The organism is Nostoc sp. DedQUE05, from assembly GCF_034530955.1.
GTDB lineage: Bacteria > Cyanobacteriota > Cyanobacteriia > Cyanobacteriales > Nostocaceae > Nostoc.
Genome location: NZ_JAVRCB010000032.1, coordinates 1 through 23,844 on the forward strand (window position 1 = coordinate 1; position 23,844 = coordinate 23,844).

The 23,844-nt window shown below is 42.5% G+C and carries 30 protein-coding genes; 16 read left to right on the forward strand and 14 right to left on the reverse strand.

Annotated elements, in window-relative coordinates; all coding sequences use genetic code 11:
• A partial coding sequence (locus RMZ42_RS22460; RefSeq protein WP_322673491.1) for a glucose-6-phosphate dehydrogenase occupies positions 1-248 on the reverse strand: 248 nt, incomplete at its 3' end.
• 218 nt (positions 249-466) lie between these two features.
• On the opposite strand from RMZ42_RS22460, the gene RMZ42_RS22465 reads away from it, so the two are divergent.
• From RMZ42_RS22465 to RMZ42_RS22475, 3 genes are all read left to right on the forward strand, one after another.
• Positions 467-1,048 (forward strand): tyrosine-type recombinase/integrase, encoded by a 582-nt coding sequence (locus RMZ42_RS22465; RefSeq protein WP_322673492.1) that lies wholly within the window; start codon positions 467-469, stop codon positions 1,046-1,048.
• Positions 1,045-1,227, forward strand: coding sequence for a hypothetical protein (locus RMZ42_RS22470; protein ID WP_322673493.1), 183 nt, complete (start codon positions 1,045-1,047; stop codon positions 1,225-1,227). The genes RMZ42_RS22465 and RMZ42_RS22470 overlap by 4 nt, the downstream gene beginning before the upstream one ends.
• Before the next feature lie 88 nt (positions 1,228-1,315).
• A complete protein-coding gene (locus RMZ42_RS22475; RefSeq protein ID WP_322673494.1) occupies positions 1,316-1,501 on the forward strand; it encodes a hypothetical protein in 186 nt (61 codons plus the stop codon).
• Between the two features lie 61 nt (positions 1,502-1,562).
• Here RMZ42_RS22475 and RMZ42_RS22480 read toward each other — a convergent pair whose 3' ends face one another.
• Positions 1,563-2,177 (reverse strand): hypothetical protein, encoded by a 615-nt coding sequence (locus RMZ42_RS22480; RefSeq protein WP_322673495.1) that lies wholly within the window; start codon positions 2,175-2,177, stop codon positions 1,563-1,565.
• A 13-nt stretch (positions 2,178-2,190) separates the two neighbouring features.
• Positions 2,191-2,469: a helix-turn-helix transcriptional regulator gene (locus RMZ42_RS22485; RefSeq protein ID WP_322673496.1), complete on the reverse strand. Its 279-nt coding sequence runs from the start codon at positions 2,467-2,469 to the stop codon at positions 2,191-2,193.
• 454 nt (positions 2,470-2,923) lie between these two features.
• On the opposite strand from RMZ42_RS22485, the gene RMZ42_RS22490 reads away from it, so the two are divergent.
• The 7 genes from RMZ42_RS22490 to RMZ42_RS22520 all read left to right on the forward strand — a co-directional run bounded on the left by RMZ42_RS22490 (position 2,924) and on the right by RMZ42_RS22520 (position 7,284).
• A complete protein-coding gene (locus RMZ42_RS22490) occupies positions 2,924-3,373 on the forward strand; it encodes a hypothetical protein (RefSeq protein ID WP_322673497.1) in 450 nt (149 codons plus the stop codon).
• Positions 3,374-3,767: 394 nt separating this feature from the next.
• Positions 3,768-3,986 carry a hypothetical protein gene (locus tag RMZ42_RS22495; protein WP_322673498.1) on the forward strand — a complete coding sequence of 73 codons (219 nt, stop codon included), beginning with the start codon at positions 3,768-3,770 and terminating at the stop codon, positions 3,984-3,986.
• A gap of 315 nt (positions 3,987-4,301) precedes the next feature.
• Positions 4,302-4,613: a hypothetical protein gene (locus tag RMZ42_RS22500; protein WP_322673499.1), complete on the forward strand. Its 312-nt coding sequence runs from the start codon at positions 4,302-4,304 to the stop codon at positions 4,611-4,613.
• Between the two features lie 77 nt (positions 4,614-4,690).
• Positions 4,691-4,951, forward strand: a complete 261-nt coding sequence (locus RMZ42_RS22505; RefSeq protein ID WP_322673500.1) for a hypothetical protein — start codon at positions 4,691-4,693, stop codon at positions 4,949-4,951.
• A gap of 9 nt (positions 4,952-4,960) precedes the next feature.
• Positions 4,961-5,368, forward strand: a complete 408-nt coding sequence (locus RMZ42_RS22510; RefSeq protein ID WP_322673501.1) for a hypothetical protein — start codon at positions 4,961-4,963, stop codon at positions 5,366-5,368.
• A 303-nt stretch (positions 5,369-5,671) separates the two neighbouring features.
• Positions 5,672-7,051: a transposase gene (locus tag RMZ42_RS22515; protein WP_322673502.1), complete on the forward strand. Its 1,380-nt coding sequence runs from the start codon at positions 5,672-5,674 to the stop codon at positions 7,049-7,051.
• A complete protein-coding gene (locus RMZ42_RS22520) occupies positions 7,027-7,284 on the forward strand; it encodes a hypothetical protein (RefSeq protein WP_322673503.1) in 258 nt (85 codons plus the stop codon). The genes RMZ42_RS22515 and RMZ42_RS22520 overlap by 25 nt, the downstream gene beginning before the upstream one ends.
• 280 nt (positions 7,285-7,564) lie before the next feature.
• Here RMZ42_RS22520 and RMZ42_RS22525 read toward each other — a convergent pair whose 3' ends face one another.
• Together RMZ42_RS22525 and RMZ42_RS22530 are read right to left on the reverse strand one after the other, a co-directional pair.
• Entirely contained in the window at positions 7,565-8,305 is a 741-nt protein-coding gene (locus tag RMZ42_RS22525) for a Uma2 family endonuclease (RefSeq protein ID WP_322673504.1), read from the reverse strand.
• 50 nt (positions 8,306-8,355) lie between these two features.
• Positions 8,356-9,153, reverse strand: coding sequence for an HAD family hydrolase (locus RMZ42_RS22530; RefSeq protein ID WP_322673505.1), 798 nt, complete (start codon positions 9,151-9,153; stop codon positions 8,356-8,358).
• Positions 9,154-9,257: 104 nt separating this feature from the next.
• On the opposite strand from RMZ42_RS22530, the gene RMZ42_RS22535 reads away from it, so the two are divergent.
• On the forward strand, positions 9,258-10,082 hold the full coding sequence (locus tag RMZ42_RS22535) for a hypothetical protein (RefSeq protein ID WP_322673506.1): 825 nt from the start codon (positions 9,258-9,260) through the stop codon (positions 10,080-10,082).
• A 3-nt stretch (positions 10,083-10,085) separates the two neighbouring features.
• Positions 10,086-10,262 carry a hypothetical protein gene (locus tag RMZ42_RS22540; RefSeq protein WP_322673507.1) on the forward strand — a complete coding sequence of 59 codons (177 nt, stop codon included), beginning with the start codon at positions 10,086-10,088 and terminating at the stop codon, positions 10,260-10,262.
• Between the two features lie 10 nt (positions 10,263-10,272).
• On the opposite strand, the gene RMZ42_RS22545 is transcribed toward RMZ42_RS22540, so the two are convergent.
• From RMZ42_RS22545 to RMZ42_RS22560, 4 genes are all read right to left on the reverse strand, one after another.
• Complete coding sequence (locus tag RMZ42_RS22545; protein WP_322660100.1) at positions 10,273-10,980, reverse strand: DevA family ABC transporter ATP-binding protein; 708 nt, start codon at positions 10,978-10,980, stop codon at positions 10,273-10,275.
• 128 nt (positions 10,981-11,108) lie between these two features.
• Positions 11,109-12,263 (reverse strand): ABC transporter permease DevC, encoded by a 1,155-nt coding sequence (gene devC, locus RMZ42_RS22550; protein ID WP_322673508.1) that lies wholly within the window; start codon positions 12,261-12,263, stop codon positions 11,109-11,111.
• A 155-nt stretch (positions 12,264-12,418) separates the two neighbouring features.
• Entirely contained in the window at positions 12,419-13,843 is a 1,425-nt protein-coding gene (locus RMZ42_RS22555; protein WP_322673509.1) for an HlyD family efflux transporter periplasmic adaptor subunit, read from the reverse strand.
• Between the two features lie 840 nt (positions 13,844-14,683).
• Positions 14,684-15,421, reverse strand: a complete 738-nt coding sequence (locus tag RMZ42_RS22560) for a phycocyanobilin:ferredoxin oxidoreductase (protein WP_322673510.1) — start codon at positions 15,419-15,421, stop codon at positions 14,684-14,686.
• 201 nt (positions 15,422-15,622) lie between these two features.
• Between RMZ42_RS22560 and RMZ42_RS22565 the strand changes: the two genes are divergently transcribed.
• The gene (locus RMZ42_RS22565) at positions 15,623-15,850 is read left to right on the forward strand and encodes a hypothetical protein (RefSeq protein WP_322673511.1); all 228 of its coding nucleotides are present in this window, start codon (positions 15,623-15,625) and stop codon (positions 15,848-15,850) included.
• Between the two features lie 91 nt (positions 15,851-15,941).
• On the opposite strand, the gene RMZ42_RS22570 is transcribed toward RMZ42_RS22565, so the two are convergent.
• The 5 genes from RMZ42_RS22570 to RMZ42_RS22590 form a co-directional block, all read right to left on the reverse strand.
• Complete coding sequence (locus RMZ42_RS22570) at positions 15,942-16,538, reverse strand: nucleoside triphosphate pyrophosphatase (protein WP_322673512.1); 597 nt, start codon at positions 16,536-16,538, stop codon at positions 15,942-15,944.
• Between the two features lie 108 nt (positions 16,539-16,646).
• On the reverse strand, positions 16,647-17,192 hold the full coding sequence (gene psbP / locus RMZ42_RS22575; protein ID WP_322673513.1) for a photosystem II reaction center PsbP: 546 nt from the start codon (positions 17,190-17,192) through the stop codon (positions 16,647-16,649).
• 405 nt (positions 17,193-17,597) lie between these two features.
• Positions 17,598-17,927, reverse strand: a complete 330-nt coding sequence (locus RMZ42_RS22580; RefSeq protein WP_069072884.1) for a ribulose bisphosphate carboxylase small subunit — start codon at positions 17,925-17,927, stop codon at positions 17,598-17,600.
• A 45-nt stretch (positions 17,928-17,972) separates the two neighbouring features.
• A complete protein-coding gene (rcbX, locus tag RMZ42_RS22585) occupies positions 17,973-18,380 on the reverse strand; it encodes a RuBisCO chaperone RbcX (protein ID WP_322673514.1) in 408 nt (135 codons plus the stop codon).
• 260 nt (positions 18,381-18,640) lie between these two features.
• Positions 18,641-20,071, reverse strand: a complete 1,431-nt coding sequence (locus tag RMZ42_RS22590; RefSeq protein WP_322673515.1) for a form I ribulose bisphosphate carboxylase large subunit — start codon at positions 20,069-20,071, stop codon at positions 18,641-18,643.
• 876 nt (positions 20,072-20,947) lie between these two features.
• Between RMZ42_RS22590 and RMZ42_RS22595 the strand changes: the two genes are divergently transcribed.
• From RMZ42_RS22595 to RMZ42_RS22605, 3 genes are all read left to right on the forward strand, one after another.
• The gene (locus RMZ42_RS22595) at positions 20,948-22,054 is read left to right on the forward strand and encodes a ligand-binding sensor domain-containing protein (RefSeq protein ID WP_322673516.1); all 1,107 of its coding nucleotides are present in this window, start codon (positions 20,948-20,950) and stop codon (positions 22,052-22,054) included.
• 94 nt (positions 22,055-22,148) lie between these two features.
• Positions 22,149-22,919: a 3-methyl-2-oxobutanoate hydroxymethyltransferase gene (panB, locus tag RMZ42_RS22600; RefSeq protein WP_322673517.1), complete on the forward strand. Its 771-nt coding sequence runs from the start codon at positions 22,149-22,151 to the stop codon at positions 22,917-22,919.
• Entirely contained in the window at positions 22,916-23,551 is a 636-nt protein-coding gene (locus tag RMZ42_RS22605) for a hypothetical protein (protein ID WP_322673518.1), read from the forward strand. The genes panB and RMZ42_RS22605 overlap by 4 nt, the downstream gene beginning before the upstream one ends.
• Positions 23,552-23,844 lie beyond the last annotated feature (293 nt).

Below are 23,844 nucleotides of genomic sequence, written 5' to 3' on the forward strand. Positions count from 1 at the left end.
CAATTTTTGTTGCTACCACTGGCTTGATCGGGGGAAACTTCCAGCGACAAACGAATGATCATACGTGTCTTTCCGTCGGCTGCCACCCAAAAATTATTCGCTTGGCAAGCCCGTTCCGTGTAACCAGGCCCTTCTACAACAGTCATTCCCGAATTGATAGTAAAAAGTGCCGATCCGAGCCATGCTGCAAGTTTTTCTAAGGTATCTATTTGAGATGGAATATCTGTTGCTGGATTAAATGCTGTCATTTTGAAGAGATTTATAAATAGTTACTCTTCAGTTTTATGGGTCAATCAAATTTGTGTAAATGTTCCACTTTTATGTAGAAGTGGTATATATCCCGATGACGTGTATTCCTTGCCAACAATAGGATTGAGCGAATATTTACTAGTAGTGAATATTTAAGAAATTCCACTTTTACCTGAAATAAAGGTGAAAGCGGAATATACAAAGTTCAAGTTCTTATATGCCTAAAAATAACAGATGCGGAAAAGCGGCGGTCATTGTCGATAGTGATTTTGCCAAAATCCGAAAGCAGATCAAAACTGATAAGTATAAATTACTTTGGGATTTGGCATGGTACACAGGTGAGCGCTGGGGGGCCCTCATTCAGTTGAAGGTAAGTGATGTTTATGATCGCAATGGTTCGCCCAAAGATGTGCTGATTTTTCCTGCCATTATCCGCAAGCATCGACCTGACGGAACAGCAGAGACGGTAGAGATTGCAGTTCACGAAAATCTACTTGAATCGCTTTCTAGATTTGAGCCATCTGACTCTGTATGGCTTTTCCCTTCCCGGTGTGGTACAAAGCCTATTACTTGGCGGAATGCTTACGATATTCTCCAGAGAGCAGCAGACAAAGCTGGAATGGCTACTAGGGGAATTTCCACTCACACTGCCCGCCGGAGTTTGGTAAATAGGTTGCGGAAAAATGGCGTTGATAAAGCTGTAATTCGTAAAATCACCGGACACCGAGACAACAAAGGGTTAGACCCATATTTAGAAGTTGACATCGATGAGGTTCGCGCCGCGATCGCAACTTTATGAAAAATACATTATTCTTGAGAGTTGAAATTTTTTACTGTCGCTTGCAGGCTGGGGAATATGACCATCCCTATGATTTGGCAGTGGCATTAGATTTATTGGCTGATGATGCCTGGGATGACGTAGACCAGCTTTATGAAACAGGATTGCAAGTGAGTGACGAATTTAATGTCTCAGGGTAAGCTCAAACCAGTAAATGTTACTCACAAGCAACTGCGATCGCACTTTCACCTCTGACCAAGTGCGATCGCATTTTCACAGGAGAAAAATATGCCTACTACAACCAAAGAACAAACTGTACAAGAACTGATTCAAGAATTACAAGACTTTCCCAGTGATGCAGTAATTTGTCTGACAGATGCCTATGGTGAAACTTTTACCATCATCGGTTTTGAGGCTGGGTCTGACTGTGTGAATGTTGTCATCTCTGCTGATGATGACGATGATGAGGGATAAACTCTTCTGAGTTTGTCATTTGTCATTTGTCATTTGTCATTGGGGAATGGGGAATTAGGAGTTAGGAGCGCCAGGAGTGAATCAACTTTTCGATCTCACTTGGCGGCTGCCCATCCGCGATCGCAATTTCAACCTCCCCCTTCCTGTGCTGCGCCAACTGCGATCGCACATTCCCCCCGGCGATATGCCGATGCTTAATCTTCCTCCCGGTCTTCCAGCAATAGCGGTAATAATGGTTATCTTTGCGTTTAGAAGGACAGTACTTTTCTACCCAGTGAAGATGTTCTGGAACGGTTTTAATGTGTTCTGGAACATCGGTATAGTCCCCGAATCCTGGGGTTTTTTGTTCTGGAACAGGATTTTTGGTATCACGTTCCAGAACAAATAGTTGGCGAGCGCCCCCGATTTTCTCCAAGTATTCAACTATTGGTAAAACTTCCCTTGTATCCTGTTCCAGAACAATGTCGCCGATTTGTTGTTCTGGAACAGCAGCAGTGCGATCGCCATTGGTTATTTCATCCCAGTAAGAATCGTAATTAGGGGGGAGGGGGGGAGCCGCAGCTTCTTCGATCGACTCCACCGCGAACAATGTCAGCTGCCTGGGGGCCGCTCCGTTGTCGGATTCCGTCATAATTAGGTTAGTGTTAATCCCCGCCACAGTGCTGTAAGCAAGCACTGTGGCGAATTTTTTAGATTTCGGACTTGTGCGATCCGTTTGTGAACGGTTCGTCGTCAGGAATACCCTCAACATCTAATCGAAAAGCTCGTGCAAGAGTTCTAAGAGAAACTCCTAACTCACGAGCCAGAGCCACTGCATTGTCAAATCGTGGTAATTTTCTACCACTCTCCCACTCAGCAATAGTCCTGTAACTCAGGTTGATACGCTGCCCAAGCTGTTCTTGTGACAAATCAAGGTTTTCCCGTAAACTTTTCAAGCTAACTTCCGTTGAGTCATGGTTTTGATTCATGTTACACCAAAGCTCAACACTTTAGTGTTGACAAGACGACCTACCAACACTATAGTGTTGAATGAAAGACAACAAAAGACCAGCCACGTTACTGGCTCGACAAAGAAACAGTTTTTTTGGCTGGTTTCACCTAAAGTGTCTCATCTCAGTAGCTTTTGCCAAATCCGGGAAAATAAGCACTTTGTGCAATAGCCGTTGAAAGCTGATGAAGAGTGTTTCAGGCTACCAGTGTCCCGTAAGTGGTGAAGTCAGCAAGTCGAGAACTGAAGTGTTTGTCTATACAAGTCGCGGCTTAGATAAAAGCTGGTGACGTGCATTTGTATGGGGCCCCAATCTGTAACCGACCTTAGTAGGGCATTCCACATTACCAATGGGCTTATGCCGACGTGGTGACACGGTGGGCTGTGGAAATTAAGACCTGGGTGAAAATCCCGTAGAGGCTGGCGTGTAGGTAATGGCTCACGCACAGATGCACGATCGCGAAATTGCTAATCACCGTGTGGTTATGCAATTGCTCACAGTTCTTATGAATTTCGCGCAAAACTGCGGCCGGTCGCACTTTTTTTATATGACTGAGATTAAGGGAAAGTATGTAACACGAAAAAAACGGATACGCCAACTAGAAACAGAAATTGAGCAGTTGAGGGCCCAGGTTAAAACCTTAACCGAACTGCTTGACGATGCCCACGGGATGATTTATCGTTCCCGCCCTGGCTTGGCGCGTGCCGTTGAGCGAGATTTCCATGAAGAGTTGCTGCCATCAGAATTACCGCCCGCAGCGCTGGTAGCGATCGCTAAAAAAAGGGTACAGCGCAAAATCCGCAATTTGTCAATTGCACCCCGCGCCGACTTGGTGATGGAGCGCGATCCAAATGGGCGTTTAGTTGCTAAACCCAAGAGGTAAAAATGCAAACTGTAATCGTGCAAATTTCAATCAGTAAATATCTGAAATTGAAACTGTTGAAACTTCAAAATTTCATAGGACGAATTAACGAGCAGGAATACGGAGAACTCATATATGACACTTTAGGTCACTTTTTAAATGACCAACTCGACTATATCGAGAGTTCAGGATGCAAAAGTGTTTACCAAATAGTATTTCTAGTATTTCATTTGAACATCCCAAAAATCAAATTTTAACGGCACGGCATATCTTCACCACCGCGCCCTCAAGCTTGACTATTTTTACAGGAGGAATATGCCTATGAAATAACTTTCATTTATATAAGCCGAAGTACTTTAAACCAGTCAATTGCTGATGCTTGACTGGTTTTACTTGTTATCAAAGTTAGGCAATTATGAGGATTACGAAACGAAAATCTGATGTGCTTCTTTCCAATGACTTCCTATCATATTTGGTTGTCGCTTATGCACTCGTCACTGACGATTTAGCAAAACATACAGGACAATCGGCGATTGAACACCGAATGAAATATATCGACGCTGGTCAAAAAAAGTTTCATAGCTTTTCTGATGAGCAACTGCACCAGTTTCTTAAAGAAAACTACCCAACATAATTTAACAACAGCATTTACCTATGACTTATCGACAACAGCTTTTTGATTGGATCGTTGTCAAACAAGTAACGCCTTGCAACTGGGTTATCTTGTCCCAATTTAGAAAACGCAGCGATGCTGATAGTTACCATCAAATGATGAAAAAATTCTCCCCAAACCCGATTGAAGTGGTTTTCCGTGACTGCCTTACAGAGTTTGGGTTGTAGTCATAATTCAAAAACGATCGCGCACCAGGAGGATAGGGCGATCGCAAATGAATTCATCTACCCAAACACTTCAAACGTGTACAAGTAAAAAATATCACATTTTCAGCAAATGCAAGTAACAACCATCACTTACCAAAGAGTTCTGAATCTTGGCGATTACAATTCGTGCAGATTAGAGAAAACTGCCGTAATACCTGATGACTATGAAGACCAAGAAATTGCGACACAGAATCTTATAGAAAGTGTTGAGCGCCAAATTCATGAGGAGAATATACACAACCAACTCGATAAAGAAATCAGAGACAGGAAGAAAGAATTAATGGCACTTAAGGTAGAGGTTGAGAATTTAAAAAATGAACTCCAAAGACTCGGAAAAATCAAGCATGAACCAGACTCAGATGATATCCCCGACGGATTTTAGCTGAAATTTTTTAGGCGAACGCCTCCCTACCAAAGAATGCGATCGCCATAGATTCATACCAAAATTAGTTTACCAAAATGCACACCATTATTAATACTCCATCCGTGTTTAGTTGCAAATTACCGGCCGCTGGCTGGATAAATCTCGCCCAAATCCGCCAAATTCAGTTTGAAGACTTGCCTACCCGGACTGCCGTAGTAACTTGGCACAACGGTGACAAGCAAACATTCTTCGGTGAAGATGCTGCAAGTCTAATCGCTGCTTGGTCAGAGGCAGTCACACTGTTAACTGAACGCCCTGGCAATCACCGCCTTAAAAATCGTAGAGATTTCTCTTAGGTAATAAACATGAAAATCAAAACAATCCATGCACACTTTCTAATTTCAATTGGTAGTTACAGCAATGAGCGAATTGGCTTTTCAGTTGAATTAGATGAAGGAGAATCTATTGAATCAACTGTAGAAGAGTTGCGAGAAAGAGCTAAAAGAATTGTCGGGAAAAAAGCTGAAGACCTTTACGATGAGAGGAGTAAAATTTGGCGCGAATGTACTGAATTAGAAAAGAAGCTCAATACATTGCGTAAAGAATGGGATGCTACGGCTGAATTTTTAAAAGCCCAAGGGCTAAATCCTGCTGCTCCTTCAATGCCTCAATTTAGAAATTTGCTTACTGCTGTCACTGTTGAATCTGAAGTTGTCACACAAACCGAAGATGAGGAAGACGACAATTATGACGAAGATGATGAGGATTATTAAACGCCTGATGATGGCTAGCTGACACACTAGCCGAAACGGTGGCATCGTTGCCACCGTCGCGGATTGTGTCCAAAGCATCCGCAAGTTAATTAGAGAAAGTGCGGCGTTCAGATTGAATTGCGCCCCTTTTCGTGAGGCGTTCCGCGTTTCATGCGCAACACTTTTTCAGTTAACTCCCCGAATGCGTTTACTCCTGAATCGCGCCCCTCAAGCGTGGGGCGTTAGGGTGATTCGTGCGCTATTAAGTTCGGGTAAGTCAAAGGATGCCAGTCCTTGAAAACCACCATTAAGCTACGCAGAACCATGACAATAGAATTAATAATTCTGGGAATTGATGTTAGCAAATCGAGTATAACCACTCATATTTTAACACAATATCCCAAGGGCGGATTACAGGCATATTGGAATAAAACAAGAAATAAAGCATCTACTTTATATCCGGCTTTTTACTCCAATCCTGATGTTAAAAAGAAGCAAAAATCAGCTTTTGACTTTGCTGATTACCTAGCAGAAATCAAGCCAGATTATGCAATCTTAGAGCCAACTGGAAATCATTATTCAAGACTGTGGGCATCTATCCTTAAAAAGCTAGAAATTAAAATTCTCTGGGTTGGTCACGTCGAGCTACGGCGTTACCGTGGAGGTAAAAACCTCCCGAATAAAAGCGATCCAGCTGATGCTTTAGCGATGGCCGCCTACGGTCACGATCCAGATCACCGACTGGAGACTGGGGAATTAAACATGAGATATTTCCTCATGCACCGCCCTGAACCCATAGATGAACTCCGCGACCTCTGCCAACAGCTAGAACATCTCAACCGGGTGCAATCGCCAATTGTGAATTATGCCCGTCAGCTTCTGGCTTGGCAGTTTCCAGAAATGGCGCACACCAAGAGCGCGTCTAGTAAGCCAGGATTGCTACCGCCCCTGTGGGCATGGTTAGCTAAGAGGCTGGAGATTTCGCCCGCCGGGAAAACCAGAATCGAAAATCGCTATAAAATCTCCATTGCCAAGGACTACGAGATTGAGTTTGACCCGATTCTAGAACTACACGCTGGCTGGATGTGCGATATCTCACTTTTTGAGCAGCACTTAGAGGCAAGAATCACTCAAATGCTCTCCGAAGATGAATTTAAGCCTTACATGAGCGTGTTTGATAAGTTTGGTTTTGGGTTACGAGTGCGATCGCGACTCCTGACGAGAATTTATCCCTTTGAGTCGTTCCTGGGTGTCAACGGCAAGCCAGTCATTGAATATGAGGTGCGGGAGGTCAAGAAAACTGAGCGCGATCGCAAAAATGGAGAAACCACCGTCAGACGTTTGGCTGGCGACACCAAACGAATTAAACGCAACCGCAGCCGCGACACTTTCAAAATGCGTTTGGGGATGGGAACAGTTTTAGAGCAGTCAGGAGATGGTTTAGTTGAAAAAGCTAGTGGTTCATCCTTATGCCGAATTAGCCTTTGGCAGTACGTCTTAACCGGCGTTGAAACGGGAAGGCTACCAAAAAACGAACTAACCAAGGAGTTGATTGATTACCGCGACTCACTCAAAGCTAATGTTAGCGAACAGGGTGAAAAATTACTCGGCGGTAAGCACATACAAGGAAAGCTAATGAGTAAGGTAGTTAACCTACTGTTTCAACAATTATGTCAAATATGTTTAATCGATACTACAAATTAGAGGGTCATACACCCGTTGCCGTCAACTTTGAAGAATGGGCAATCTGGAGAACAGAGGCTAACACGCAAGTTATTCTTTCTGTTTTGAGTGGCTATATCAGCGTTTCAACCGTGTTTCTTGGGGTAAATCTAAATATTGGAACTGCTGATAAACCTCAGATTTTTGAGACGTTAGTAACCGGAGGTAGCTGTAATGGTGAAAGCGCCTTTACTCAACTTGGGACGAGGCGATAGCTGGTCATTACGACCTAATTATCAAGTCCATAGCTACCACACCGCCAACTAACTTGTCTCTAAGTTAACTATGACTTGTCTCTAAGTTAACTCTGAGCTTATGTGACGGTTATGTGACTACCATTCCGCAAAACTTTCAGTTACCCTGAAACGCGCTAGAGATTCATCTATTGTATTCTGTCTCAGGTAATAAATGTGGCAAAGACACAGGTAACAAATTGTCTACTTGTTTGTAACAAGTCCTGTAGCTACAGGAACTTCTAGAATTACACCCTGTATATTACTGAATAGTATCGGGGTCTATATTGAGCGATCGCAACCTTGCCTTTAACTGTTCTATCTGCAATTCTGCTTGTTCTGCTCGTTGGCGTTCTTGTTCTGCTCGTTGGCGTTCCTGTTCTACCAGTTCTTCTGCCTGCTGCCTTGCTAAAACTTCCTGCCCCAAAGCCTCTGCCAGTTCATTAGGGATGAGTAATTTTTCCCCAGTATCTTCTCGATAAAACCCAATTAGCCTTCCCTCAACCACCAAACGCAGTTGTAGCGGTTCACTGCGTCCATCCTCTATAGGTTCATAGATTTCTCCCCGCAGACGATAGCCACGTAGCTGTTGTTCCACCCACTCGCCTTTAGGATCAAATAGCCAGTATTCCTTGACACCCAACTGCTCATAGAGGGTCTTTTTGAAGATTTCGTCTTGTCCTTTAGTACCAAAGGATGTCATTTCAAAAATAACTCTGGGTACTTGACCCTCTTCCCAAATTTTATAGTTGTCTCGACCACCGGGTGCAACATCAAAAATGACCATCACATCTGGGGCTACCCGCAACTTAGGAAAGCCCTGTGCATAGTAAAGGAATTGATTTCCTAATACTGTTGCCTGACGATTTGCCAAATACTGTTTCAGGACTTCTAAGGTAGTTAGTAAGGCATAAAGGTGGTCGTAAGTTTCTGCCACTGGTTGACCATCAGCACTGGGGTAGAAGATTTCTGATTCGACACTAGCAGGTAAAGTAGCCGTCATGGTTGTAAAATCAGTGCTACAAGATTATTGTAGAACAACTCTACTTCTCTCTAAGTTGAGATGTGCAAGCTTTTCAAAATATAACTAGATAACTCACAAAATCCTTCCCCTTCGGCAGCTGCGGTCATATAAGCCGGCTGATGTTGCAATTTATCTGCATATTCCAACACGTTTGCCACGCCTACAGAAACAGGAAAATAACGTCGATCGAATAAACTTTCATCATTAGGACTATCGCCGACAGTGACAATTTGTTCTGATGAATACTGGGGCAAATATTCGCGCAATACTTGCAACAATCCCACAGCTTTATCTTGTCCTTGGGGTTTAATGTGACACTGCACGTTGCTATAGGTAAATCCCCAGCCCATTTGTTGACAGAGATTATCTAGGGTTTGTAGTTCATCTTCACACAAACCAGCTACATCAAAAGTCCAGTCGGTGATGCGAAAGCGATTATCAGCAGATTCTTGGATTTGGGGAAATTTAGTTTGTAAATTCTCAAAAGTCATAGCCAAGTGCTGGCGATGTTGAGCTAAATCAGGAATGGGTGTTAAGACTATTGGTTTCTGATTTCCAGGTGGAAAGTACAAACCGCCATTTTCTGCCATCGCACCTGCCACTGGCATCAAACTACTCAATCCACTTACCCACCCAGCAGAACGTCCGGTGACAATTAGCACTTGAATGTCAGCTGCGGCTAAATCCTCTAAAGCTTGTAGCAGTACGGGAGTAAATTTTCCTCGTCTAGTCAGGGTGCCATCCATATCTGTGGCTATCAGACGAATCTTGCTCAAGCTTGTAGATGAAACCTCAGATAGGGGAGCGAGGCTCAAATGTCTGGACATATACGGTTTGTAAAATGCTGTAAAAAATATTAATCATACAGCAAGATGACCTTGAAGATTTGGGCATCCTAAACATCAGGAGTCAAGTTTTTCAGTTTCCCACCATGTCCACTTCAATGTTTCTTGCCCAATCCTCTGGGAAAAAGGCTACTAAAAAGGCATCCCAGGAAGTACCAGCAAGTAATCCTCAAATACCACCATTATTGTTGGTAACTTCTGGAGGACTGGCTTTAGTGGTGATTGCTTTGATTGTGTATATTAAACTCCAGAAGGATAGGCTGGAGAAAAAACTTAAGTTTGAACAATTCCGCGCGCGAGAACTAGAGAAAAAGTTTAAGCTGGCGCTGGAAACAATTCGCAAAATGGAAACTAATCCCGATTTGGTGAACTCACGGGACTTTAACCTGGATTATCTGCGAATGCGGATGTCAGAGGAGGTGTTTCATTTTGCAATTCTTAATCAAATAAAGATTCAGATCAAAGAAAAAATTTCTCAAGCCTTGCGTCCAAGTCAAGCCCAACAAGGATCGGTTGGAATTGCTAATAGTGCTGGACGGCAAGTAGATGAAATTTTTGATGTCGAGTACGAAACTGGTAGTCCGGGGAATTCTGCTAAACGGGTGCTGTTTCGGATTCAAATCAAATTAATGAAGTTACCGACGCAAGCAACTTCTGCGACTATTAGTCAAATTATTGATTGTATAGAAACTTACCTAAGCCCGATAGAAGACGAAGATAGTTGGCAACCAATAATTCAAGGTCGGATTGCTACTATGCATTGGGATCAAAAGGCTAAACCTACGCCTCTACTAGTGCTAGAACAATCGAATGAAGGGGTGAATGTAACTTTCCGTACTACTCGCCAACCAAATACTCCAACTCCACCAAAGTCATCTGGAATTAAAAAATCAGGCTCGGCTAGACAATAAATTATGGTTGTCATTGGTCATTGGTCATTGGTCATTGGTTATTGGTTATTGGTCACTTGTACAGAGTTTCAACTGCGCGGTAATCGAGCGAAGTCGAGATTCAACTACCGCGTAGTCGCTGGCGTAGCCTCTCCAAAAGTTGTATTGGTCATTCACAAAGGACAAAGGACAAATGACTAATGACTAAAAATCATGACTGAATAACTGTATTGGGGGAATTACGGGTTAAAAGACCATCTTCCATTTCGACGATGCGATCGGCTATGTCTAAAATGCGGTTGTCGTGCGTAACTAACAAGATTGTAGTTCCCTGATTTTTGGCTAGACTCTGCATTATTTCCACGACATCGCGTCCTGATTGTTTGTCTAATGCTGCTGTTGGTTCGTCTGCTAGCACCAAGGGAGGACGATTCACCAAGGCGCGGGCGATCGCAATTCTTTGTTTTTGTCCACCAGAAAGATTGTCTGGGTAGTAATCAACTCGTTCTTCTAGACCGACAGACCCCAGCATAGCTTTTGATTTAGCCACTGCTTCTGTTTGAGAAATATTATCGTTCAATTCTACTGCCATTTGCACATTTTGCTTGGCTGTCAAGAACCCTAGTAAATTGTGAGCTTGGAAAATATAACCAATGTTGCGTCGCATCTGCACTAATTTGTTTTGACTGACGCCAATAAGTTCTTCACCTAAAAATTTTAAACTTCCTTCTTGTACAGACCGCAAACCACCAATTAAGCTCAGTAATGTTGTTTTACCTGAACCCGATGGCCCGGTCATAATCACAATCTCACCTGGATAAATGTCTAGGTTGATATCAAATAATATCTGTTTTCTCAGTGCGCCTTTGCCATAGAAGTGATTGAGATTTTTAATGGCGATTACAGGTTCTTTTTCCATGATATTTTTGTTATTTATAAATTAGTAGTTCCAAACTTTAACTGTAGGGACTTTCAGAAATTAAATTTGCTTGTTTTTTATCATAAGCTAAAATTATTATTCATATTTTTTAATTAACATTGTATTAATTAAAAGATATCTGCTGGATCGGCAGAGCGTAATTTTCTCACTGCGATCGCACCAGAAATAATGCACATTAGCATAGTCAAAATTAATACCATTACCGCTCGCTCAAAACTCATAAAAACTGGTAAAAGTGTTGCATTTCTGGCGCTGCTATACATAAATAAGGCAAAAACTATCCCAGGTAAATAGCCTAAAACTGCTAATAATAAGGCTTCTTGAAGAATGACTGTCAATAAATAGTTTTGTGTGTAACCTATCGCCTTGAGAGTAGCATACTCAGCTAAGTGGTCTGCAACTTCTGTATAAAGAATTTGATAAACAATCACAGTTCCCACAATGAAACCCATGACAGTCCCTAATGTGAAAATAAAGCCAATAGCTGTACTATTCGCCCAGTAACTCCGCTCAAAATCAATAAACTCTTGTTTAGTTAAAACATTCACTTCATTAGGTAAATACTTTCGTAATTGTTGGGCAACAACATTAGCATCGGCTCCTGGTTTTAATCTAATTAGCCCAATATCAATTAATCCTTTTTGACGATTGCTGAATATTCGGAAAAAGTTGAGATCGCTTGTAATTAAATTACCATCTGCACCAAATGATGCACCTAACGTAAATAGTCCTTCTACTTTAATTCGCCGCCTTCGTACTTCTGCTGTTACAGTCTTTCCTTGGTCATAATTAGCAGCGATCGGCCCATACTCTACCCTAGAAGAACGGTCAAAGAGAACTACATCAGGTAGTTTAAGTTTATCTAAATTTTCCTGAACTCCAGGTAAATTAACTAGGTTAGTTTCTGGGTTCATTCCAAAAATTAGGATACTCCGAGGACGCCCGGTTACAGGATTTTTCCAGATTGTAAAGTCCAAATAGATCGGATGTACAGATTGAACTGCGGGTAATTCTAAAGCTTTATATAACCGTCGCTGAGAAAAGCTTCTCATCGCCAATATAGCGTTAGATTGACTATTAATTAAAACAATATCGCCTTGCAAACTATTATGGAATCTAACGTTACTATAATACAGAGCATCTCGAAAGCCGAGTTGCATAAACATTAAAATATCGGCAAAAGCAATTCCTGCTAACGCCACAGCTAGACGAGTTTTTTCCCTTGTCAGTTGTAGCCATGACAGAGGTATTTTTTGATTCATTTTATAAGCATCTCAGCAAGTTTAGCAATTTTAGACTTTAAACTCATTATGATGACATCTAGAATGTTTAAAATTGATTAAACAGACTATTAACGAATATTTTTAATCCAAAATATCAAATCATGGATTAGGGTTACTGCTCATATACAACTTAATTAATTATTAATATCAACAAGAACTTTGGCGTAAGTTAAACCAGAAACTTTCTGGCTATCTTCTGGAGACAGAGCAATTTTAACTTCTACAACTCTGGCATCCACATCTGCGGCTGGATCTGTATTCAGCACATCTTTTTTACCAATTTTTCTGCCAATTTCAGTGACAGTCCCTTTTAATTCACCGTTAAATGCGCCGTTATCACTGGTGATAGTAGCATTTTGACCAAGACGCACTTTACCAATGCTGTCTTCAGCGACTTCAGCAATTACAAACATTTGGTTAGTTTGGCCAAGTTCAGCAATGCCATTTGCGCCGATCGCTTCGCCTGATTTGGCGTAAACTTTTAAAATTTCTCCAGCAATTGGTGCTTGAACATAGCTTAACCTCAGTTCTGCTTCGGCTTTTCTGACATTTGCGATCGCATTGCTAACTTGGGCTTGCGCTACTTGCACATCGGTAGGACTAACATCTAAAATTCTGCTTAGTTTGGCCTTTTCTTCATCGATTTGTCTTTGCAAAGTTGCTAAAGTCTTGTCACGATTAACTCTGGCTTCGATTAACTGCTGTTGCAAAGTTGCTAAATTTTGTATTTGGGTAGCTCTGGCTTCGGCAAGTTGCTGTCGCAAAGTTGCCAATGTCTGCTTTAGGGTAGCTTGGCTTTCAGCCACCTGTTGATTAGAAGTTACTGCACTCAAGCGTCTTCTGTCCCGCTCTTGCTGAGAAATAGCACCTTCTTTGTATAAATAATCATAGCGTCCGGCATCGACTTGAGCATTGCGCTGTTCGGCTTGAATACGTGCAAGCGTTGCTCTGAGAGCATCTCTTTGCCCACTAAGTTCAGCTTCTAGGCGATTCACGGTTGCTTGTTGGACAAGTTTATCACCACTTAACTGAGCTGCAATCCGCGCGATCGTTGCTTGCCCTGCATTCCTTTCGCCAATTAACTGCGCTTGTAGGCGAGCAATAACTGCTCTTTGAGCTTGAATATCTCTGGGAGAGCCAGCCCTGACTTGCGCTAAATTCGCACTGGCTTCTTGGACTTTCGCTTTTGCCTCTTGTAGTCCGGCTACTTGGGTATCGCGGTTGTCCAAAATTGCCACAATTTGACCTTGCTTTACCCGTTCACCCTCTCTCACTAGAAGTTGCTGAATTCGTGACGATGGCGCTAATCCTGATGATGGGGCGGACAATTTAACAACTTCGCCTCGCGGTTCCAAACGCCCTACAGCACTAATGCTATTGGTAGATGGCATTACGGGTGCGGATGTAGTTAGTTTTCTTAACTGCTCGATTTTGGCCGTACCTAGTATCCCAGCAGCGATTACTACTGGCACGGCTACAGCGATACCCCACCAAATCTTAGGTTGTTCATGATTTAGTGTCTGTTCACTTGGTTTCGGCTTTTCAGTCACCCTTGACATAGTATGTTGCCCATTTACCTGAATTGTGCTGATGGAAGTAAAAATAAAAAGGTTTTTAATCAACAGCCAGCTGTTAGGACAAACAACAGTGGTTTCAAGCTGGGTATGGCTTAAAAATCCATTGTGTGATGAACGTTCAACACTATGGCTTTACAAAATGGTGTTTTCTATAGCCGCTCATTATGTATGCAATACACTTTGCTCTCTCCAAACCTCTCTTTTAAAACGAGAGAGGCTTGGAGGCGCTTACTAGGGCGCGGGGTTAGGTCTGTATTGAAACTGAGAAACGCTATAGTAGCTGACTATTTAATAACTTTGAGTATTATTGAGACATGAGTGCAATGGAAGTTAGCTGAATTCACAAGCAGTATGAATTTAGATATAGAGACGCGATATATCAGGTCTCTATAAAAAATTCTAAATTGGTATGATGCGCTACTTTACTGCTACATTTACTACGGCTATAGTTGGTCACAAAATTGAAAAGAAATATCAAAAATAGACTGTTGCCTTTGTTGGACACAATCTTGCTAAAAAAGTTAGTCTTCCTTAAGTCAATCAACGATTAACTAACTAAAAAATGTCTGTCAATTTGAGCATTCCTAACATCACATCAGAGTTTCCTTAACTTTCTGGTCAATGAGTTAGCTGTCTCTAGTTGTTTGCACCTACCAAGACAACAAACCATTTTGTGATATTCGCTTCAAAGACCTTACTATTCTCCTTGTTGCTGTTTTGGAACTCCATAAAACTCTCGTTGAATGAATTCTACATTTATCCATTAGCTGAAAACGTAGCAGAGCCTACAGATGGGAGAGATGAGGGTGATGGAGGAGATGATTAAGTTGGCAGGTCGAATAAAACTGTGGTCATATAATTTTCTGCCCAAGCTGGGCCAAAGGCTTTTTCAAGTACGCGGCGGGTTTTATCGTTTTGCTGCTGTTTAGTGCAGTAGTTGTGTTGTCCGGCAAGATTTTGGGTGACTTGTTCAACTGAAACAGGATGTGACGCGATCGCTTGGATGCAATGAATGTCTAAAAATTCTCGCACCCGCGAGAGAAACATTGTTTCTTCTTCAGGGGAACTGGGGCGGACAAAGATGCAAAAATCAGAAAAAATATTTCCCCATTCTGGTAATTCACGGGGTTGGGAAAAGTTAAGCACTGTTAGCTGTGTCAGCGCCGAAGTATAAGATTCTGGTAAGGTGCGTTCTGCTTGAATAGGAGAAAGGTCTGCGATCGCTGCACTAATTTGACCTCTACCCCCAACTAAATCGCAACCAAACATCGGCAGGTTGTATTCTGGGCGAGGAAACATAACGCAGTGCAAAATATCCAGCATATTTCCGATTTTTGCCAGTTCCAAGTGCATTTTCCGAAACTGGGGCGTTTGATAGCAACGGTTTTCAATCGTCAGTTTTTCGCCTTCTAGTCTACCTTCCACATACCCCAACTCATTAGGCAAATGGTAAGGGGATAAATCCAGGTGCTGATGCCAAGCTGCCTCAATACAATCAGCTAGCTGACGAATTAGGGGATGTTGTTGCTCACGCAGCGAGGGCATAGAAGTAAATGACATATTCTAGTTGGGAATGCGATCTAGTGGCCAGTCTACAACCTGTCGTGCCATACCTGTTGTGGTCTGCAATATAAGCAAACACTTACACCCAGCCAACGTAAATTTATAAGACAGATACTTTTCACAAGGATTATTTATTTTGTAGTCTAGGTTACAGAATTAATTTTGGATTAGCCCATTCGTAAAGGCTAATAGAAAGCTATGAAACTAGATTCTCGTAGACCAGATTTTGCTGTGCAACCAAGAAGGCCGAATCTGGAAGGTTTGCAGCAGTTAAGAGCTTCTACTTGGGTAAAGCTTTTGCAACTTCCCAACCCCTTTAGTTTTGACGAAGCACTTTTATTGTGTCCGGTTTCAGCAGATGAGTGGCTAGCCTGGATTCCAGATCATGGCGAAGCAATACTTAATATCAGGCAATTTAGTTATTAGTTATAGGTCATTGGGCATTGGGCACTGGGCATTGGACACTGGGTATTGGTTATTCACTTTGGACAAATGACAAATGACAAATGACAAATGACTATTGCTGCCAGAAATCAGTGACATCGTATCCCAATTCACTTAACATCTGCCGCAGCAGGGGTAAACTAAGTCCAATTACATTGCTGTGGCAGCCTTCAATTTTTTCCACGAAGAAACTTCCAAAACCTTCAATGGCAAAAGCACCAGCACACTTGAGCGGTTCACCCGTGGCAACATAAGCTTTAATTGCCTTCTCGCTCATTTGAGCAAAGTAAACTCTTGTAACTTGTGACTTGACTAAAGTACGATTTTGCTGGTGGTCAATTAAGGCGTGACCTGTGTACAAGTCGCCAAAGTTACCTTGCATTATCTGCCAACGAGCGATCGCTTCAGAGAAGTCTGCCGGTTTGCCGTAAATTTCACCATTGATGGACAAAACTGAATCACAACCAATAACCAAAGCTGATTGAAACTGTGGGGCTACAGTTTCCGCTTTATACTGGGCAAGAGTTTTGACCAATTCTGCTGGTTCACTTAGTTCAATTTGCGACTCATCAAAGTCACTAGGTTGAACTATTGGTTCAATACCAACAGTTTGCAGTAAGCGGCGTCGGGCTGGAGAAGCTGAAGCAAGTACAAAAGGTGGAATTTTCATGAGATTTTAGAAAAATTATTAATTGGGCATTGGGCATTGGGCATTGTAATTAAGTTTCTTTCTTATTCCCCATTCCCAATTCCCCATTCCCTATTTCCTACTCCCTAATTAATAAACAGAAAAAGAATTAACAACCTCATCAATCATTCGTTTAACTTTTTGCCAGCGTTTTTCAGGAATTGAGGCGTTGAAGGTAAAAAGTTTACCACGGCTCACAGCAACGCTGGCGATGTTGTGTCGTTCCTGTTGATTGGGGAGTTTAACCTCATACTCTAAAAGGTAGTATGTTTTACCGTCTACTTCTCGCTGGGCAGCATTGACTAATTCAGCCGAACGACCAGAATCAGGAGGCGCAAGAGCTGCTTTTCCTAATTTGTATCCTACTTCTGTTGGGGTTCCCAATTCTGACAAAGTTTTGCCTTCAGGAACTGGGCTAATCACAACCGAAACATTTTCAGACACCTCAATCAAATCGTGGAAAACCACATCTGGCCCATCGGCAACTTTAACTGGCAGCCAGCCGTTAGGATATAAAAACTGATAGCCATCACCACTGTCTACAAAGCTTTTGAGTCCAGCCGCAGCCGCAACATCCGAATTACTCAGACTGAAGCTCAACACCAATAGCAAAATTAATACAATTCGTTTCCACATTTCTACAGATTCCTTTGGGCTGGAGATAACACAAGGCTTGCATCATTTCTCGTCTTTATTCTCCCACCAACCGGGACGCTTCGGATAATGTATTAGATGGTGAAGTATAAATGCTTATGTTCCCTAACGTCTAATTTTGAAGAAGAATTCAAAAGTCAAAATTCAGTAGTCATCAAGACGCTTCTGGTAGAAAAGCATCTCCGACAGGAGAAGGCTTTACGCTACGCTATCCGTCAGTTTACAGAATTCCCAACTGAATCCTGGCTCACCTTGACTGCGCTTCGCGGATCGCCTGACTCCTGAATTCTGTTTGAAAAAAAAGGAGAGGCAGATAATTCTACCTCTCCTATACAGGGACAAACAAATGACTTGAACTATCCCATGATTAATTCCAACTGACTAGACTTAGTATCTGTTGGGTTTGTGAACAAGAAAGCTGAGAACTTGGCACTGCTTGATGTTGTCAAAACCCACAACACGGATATAGCTGTTGTTAAATTGAGAACGGCATCCTTGAACTTCGCTCAATACTTCTTGAGTAGATTTAGCACCGAACAAAGGCAACTTCCACATTGTCCAATATAATTCTGTTGGCTCAGAAGTTTCGTTAAACTCGATCGCAGGAATGTAACCTTGATTCAAGATGTACTGGACTTGTTTAGCGATTTGAGCATCAGACAGAGGGGGAAGATAAGAAAGGGTTTCGTAACGACGCTCTTTTGGTAAAGTTTGCATAGCTTTTGATAATGGGTTGCGATTTTTACTAGTAGATTGACCGAACTAATTGGATAAGTTATCCAAATCCCGATCTGAAGGTGTTTGCTGTTCTGGTTGCAGACTGGGGTTAGATGTGTCTATTAGTGTGATGCGTTCTAAATGCTGGCGACGCTGCTCCATATTGGCTTGCTGAATGCCAGTGCGAACCATTTCCGGTAAAAATTCTGCAATTTCTTCCGCAATATGTTCTCTGACAGTCATGATTCGCAAAGCCAAATCTGGTTTTTCTCGCAACAGTTGCTCAATGAATGACTCACCATTTTGAATTTTGCCAGACGAAAAGTTATGCAACCAAAGTTCTAATGGCGGATTAGTTTCACCTAGCTGTGCCAATACTGTCCTTAGAGCCTGATAAGTCAGATAGCTTTGGAGAGTTTTGGCTGTGTCCTTCGCAATTTGCTTAAGATTCATGCTTGACCCCAGCCCTGAAGAGTTATGAGTTATGAGTTACGAGTTATGAATTAATGCAAATCCTAACTCTTGTACAGACGCGATTAATGAGCCAGCGCGTTGCGGTGAATCCAGCGCTGTAGGCAACTGGTGACATCCAAAAGAGGGTTTCCAAGGCAGCCGCTCATGGGGGAAGCCCCCAAAACCGCGCTGCCTTACCGTTGTAGCGACTGGCGTCGCGTCTTTACTTCTAACTCTTAACTCTTAACTGTTAACCCAGATCAGACGGTATCCATTGCTTCAAACTCGAACTTGATTTCTTTCCACAGTTCGCAAGCAGCAGCCAGTTCAGGAGACCACTTGGCAGCTTCGCGGATGATATCGTTACCTTCACGAGCCAAGTTGCGGCCTTCGTTACGAGCTTGAACAACGGCTTCTAAGGCGACGCGGTTAGCGGTTGCACCAGGAGCGTTACCCCAAGGGTGTCCCAGAGTACCACCACCGAATTGTAGTACGGAGTCATCACCAAAGATTTCTACTAGCGCGGGCATGTGCCATACGTGGATACCACCAGAAGCAACTGCCATTACACCAGGTAGAGAAGCCCAGTCTTGGGTAAAGTAAATACCACGAGACTTGTCTTGCTCAATGTAGTTTTCACGCAACAGGTCAACGAAGCCCATTGTGATGCCGCGTTCACCTTCTAATTTACCAACTACTGTACCAGTGTGGATGTGGTCACCACCAGACAAACGTAGAGCTTTAGCCAATACACGGAAGTGAATACCGTGGTTCTTTTGACGGTCAATTACAGCGTGCATAGCACGGTGAATGTGCAGCAAGATACCGTTATCGCGGCACCAACGAGCCAATGTAGTGTTGGCGGTGAAACCTGCGGTGAGGTAGTCATGCATGATGATGGGCATTTTGAGTTCTTTAGCGTACTCAGCCCGCTTCAGCATTTCTTCACAGGTAGGAGCGGTGACGTTTAGGTAGTGACCTTTAATTTCACCGGTTTCTGCTTGAGATTTGTTGATAGCTTCAGCGACGAACAAGAAGCGATCGCGCCATCTTTGGAATGGTGCGGAGTTAATGTTTTCGTCGTCTTTGGTGAAGTCCAAACCACCGCGTAAGCACTCGTATACAGCGCGTCCGTAGTTCTTAGCGGAAAGACCCAATTTGGGCTTAATGGTACAACCCAACAAAGGACGACCGTATTTGTTTAACTTATCGCGCTCAACTTGGATACCGTGAGGAGGCCCTTGGAAGGTCTTGATGTAAGCTACTGGGAAACGGATGTCTTCTAGACGCAGTGCCCGTAGCGCTTTGAAACCAAATACGTTACCGACAATTGAGGTTAATACGTTGGTTACAGAGCCTTCTTCAAATAAGTCCAAAGGATAGGCAACGTAACAAATGTACTGGTTGTCTTCGCCCCGAACTGGTTCGATGTCGTAGCAACGACCTTTGTAGCGATCGAGGTCGGTGAGCAAATCTGTCCACACAGTTGTCCAAGTACCTGTGGAGGATTCAGCCGCAACAGCCGCACCTGCTTCTTCGGGAGGAACACCAGGCTGAGGTGTCATACGGAACGCAGCTAGAAGATCGGTATCTTTTGGTGTGTAATCCGGTGTGTAATAAGTTAGTCTGTAATCTTTAACCCCGGCTTGATACCCAGATTTGCTCTGAGTCTTCGTTTGAGCGTAAGACATAATTTTATCCTTCCCTGAAATCACTCTTTTTAATTATCAAATCACGTTTTGTGCAACTTCCCCTCACCCCGCTCTTGCCCCCCTTGAGCGAGGGGAAGATCGGAAAAATTTTTTGTTAGGAGTTGCCTTTGGCAAAGGTTAGCAGTTTTTTTGCGGCGGACACAATGGATAGCGGTGGTAGCCCTCCTCACCAGTGTTTTCCCCTTCTAGGGGTACACGACCTAGCGCTTCTACTGTTCCCTCTTGCTAAAAATCAAAATTCTTTTTTACCTCTTCTTCGCACCCAACTAAACCTTCTCTTCTCAATTTCACCAAAACTTCCGCACTTTGCGGCTTGATTTAGATAATTCCCCCATAAATTCGGGTATTTAGGGGATTGGGCTGGCTGGCACACATTCCCGCCTTTACACTCCTTATATCTTTCCCTTTGATGGAAAAGACACCAGAAAAGAATTTACTTGACAGAGATTTAGCAGAGTGGTGAGCAAAAGATAAAAGAATTGCACACCACGTAATTTGTAACTTGTTTCACAATATATCAAGAATTCGATAAGTTATTCTTTGAAAGTTTTTAACTTATCTATTTAATTTTGTTATTACATAAAAATTTAAACTTTTTGTTACAAATACTTTACAAAATGTCATTAATGATATCCGGGGACTGGGTATTGGGTAATGAGAAAGTATTCCTAAATATTTATTTCCTAGTTCCCAGTCCCCAGTCCCCAATCCCCAATCCCCAGTCCCCAATCCCCAGTCCCCAGTCCCCAGTCCCCAGTCCCCAGTCCCCAATCCCCAATCCCCAATCCCCAATGTTTAAAAAATCCCAGCTAGGGGAACACTGAAATTAACCCAAAGCCAGTTTAGGTAAATGCTATGGGTACTGTCTCCAAAGGAAATGTCACCGTGGTATTGTTTTACAAGCGTACTAGTTTATTAATTACTTCTATCTTGCTGGGGTTGATAGCTTTGCCAAATATGGGATGGGCGCAAAAAACCCCTGACATTAATTCATCTGATGTAACCCCCGCTTACCCAGCTTCCGCACCGCCACCGCGAGTAGAATCTTTGCCTAATGAGCGGGGAGTTGAAGAAAATTCGCCAAAAACTGATTATCGTGTTGGTAATTTATTGGGAGATGTTACAGGTAATCTTTGGGTAGGTTCTTGGCGGGGATTATCGCGGATCGATCCTAAAACCGGCAAGATTATTTCTCGTGTTAGCTTACCGAATGTTGCCATTGGTGCTTTAGCCCAAGACAAAGTAGGACGTTTGTGGGTAGGAAGTTATGAGGGACTAGTTCGAGTTGACCCCCGCACTAACGAAATCACCGCGCAAAATTTATTTTTGCCTTCTAAACGCGTGTTGTCACTGTTACTTGACAAACGGGGTTATTTGTGGACTGGAACCGATAGCGGTTTAGCTCTCATTAGTCCCGACCAAGGCTTGATTATGACAACATTAAAAAATCTGCCTGGTGTCAGTGCTAATGCCCTGACTTTAGATGCTGAAGGTCAATTGTGGGTTGGTACTCTGGATGGATTGGTACGGGTAAATACTGCTAGTGCTGTGGTTATGAAGCGAATAGCCGATTTACCAGGGACAACTGTACAAGCTTTAGCTATTAGTCCAGAAGGGTTAATTTGGGCGGGAATGCCGAATAATTTGCTAGTTATTAACCCAAAAACTGGTGCAGTGTTGCGGTCTGTAACTCGTCTGCGTGGGCGTGACGTGACAGCAGTACGTTTTGCGAAAGATGGTAGTGTCTGGGTCGGGACTAATAATGGTTTGTTACGATTAAATCCAAATACAGGAGCTGTATTAGACTCAGAAGTTGCTGGACTTCCTTCTAGTCGGGTTCTTACCCTTGCACCTGACATCGGCAATAAATTATGGATTGGTACTAGTGAAGGTCTAGCGTGGTTAATGCCCAAAACGGACAGTGCAAAACCCCATATTGCTTTCAGTCGCGCCGTTAAATGATTAGTCATTTGTCCTTTGTCATTAGTCATTTGCTAAGGACAGAAGACAAAGGACAAAAAATCCAAAATCTAAAATCTAAAATCTAAAATTGGCAATGGCAATCACTACCCAGCAATTAATTCAATGGAAACAACAGGGACGTTCAATTGTGGCGTTGACTGCCTGGGATTATGCGATCGCTCAACTCCTGGACGCAGCTGGTGTAGACTTAATCCTTGTGGGTGATTCTATGGCAGTAGTTCTTGGGTATGAAACAACACTGCCGATAACTTTGGATGAGATTATATATCACGCCAAAGCTGTGCGTCGTGGGGTTAAACGGGCATTAGTAGTTGTAGATTTACCTTTTTTGACGTATCAAGAAAGTCTCCAACAAGCGATGCACTCAGCTGGGCGGGTACTAAAGGAAACGGGCGCTCAAGCGGTAAAATTAGAAGGTGGCTATCCAGCAATGGCCGAAACTGTGGCTCGTTTAGTAGAAGCCGGAATTCCGGTAATGGGTCATGTGGGTTTGACACCACAATCGATACATCAACTGGGTTTGCGACAACAAGGTAAAACACAAGAAGCCAGTGAGAGGATTTTACTTGAAGCGATCGCTCTGGAACAAGCAGGTGTATTTTCTTTAGTGTTGGAGCATATCCCCGCAGATTTAGCAATGCAGATTTCACAAAAATTAAGTATTCCCACAATTGGTATCGGTGCGGGAATTCACTGTGATGGACAAGTTTTAGTTACTTCAGATGTCCTTGGACTTGCCCAAAAGCATCCACCATTCGCCAAAGTTTACACGAATTTGCGCGAGACGATTACCAAAGCCGTGCAAGATTATGCCGCAGAAGTGCGAGAGCGGAAGTTTCCTTGACTTCATCATTAACTATGGCTGAAACTGAAGCAACAAATTTCTTAAGAGTTCTACTTCAACAAGATGCAGAGCATATACAAACTTGGTTGAGAATGGTTTGGGCAGAGCAACAGCAATTACCAGAAAAATTTAACTGGCTTGGTTTGGCTCAAATCTCTACTTTCAATGCTCAAGAACTAGCCGATGAACAATCTAATGAATCTCATTCAAAGAGCCTTGCTTGGGCAGAGATAGCAACTTCAGTTTACGAATTTTTAGCTGAAAATAATCCTAGTTTTTCTGAACGATATCTAGATTCTTTAATGCTATTACGAGCTTACATGATCCTAAAATTTGGTGCTATTCCAGGAAATCCAGTTCTCGATATACATTTAATTATTAATTGGTTTTTCGATAATTTACACATTTCCTACCAAGAAGCATTAATTAAAGCAGCAGATTGGAGAAAAGCTTTAGCAGCCAATAATCCAGAAGAAACTCAAAAAAAGTTTGATAGCGAACTGGAAGATTTCAGAAAATTAAGGTTGATTAAGAGTCGTTTAAGAATCATTAAATATTTATCTAATAGTAAAGATTTTTTTCCAAACGAGGAACTCAATATTTGGATTTCACTTTGGGAGAAATTGCCCTGAGTCTTGCTGCCTAAGTACTTTTAAATCCTTTAATATGCGCAGTAGTACCGCAACCTAAATGATTAAATCAACAATAACTAATAAATAAAAGTTAAACAAAGGGCTATCGAGAACATAAAAAACCCCGACTTGATAGCCGAGGTAAATGGGAGAAGTCCAAATGTCGATGGGATATTGCAAAACCGAAGTCTGTTTTTCTTAGTTAACACCCAATGCAACCAAAACTATATAGGTAATAGACAAGGTGCAATTTTAGCTATGCAGCTTACTCTAGGGCTTTACTAAGCTATGTA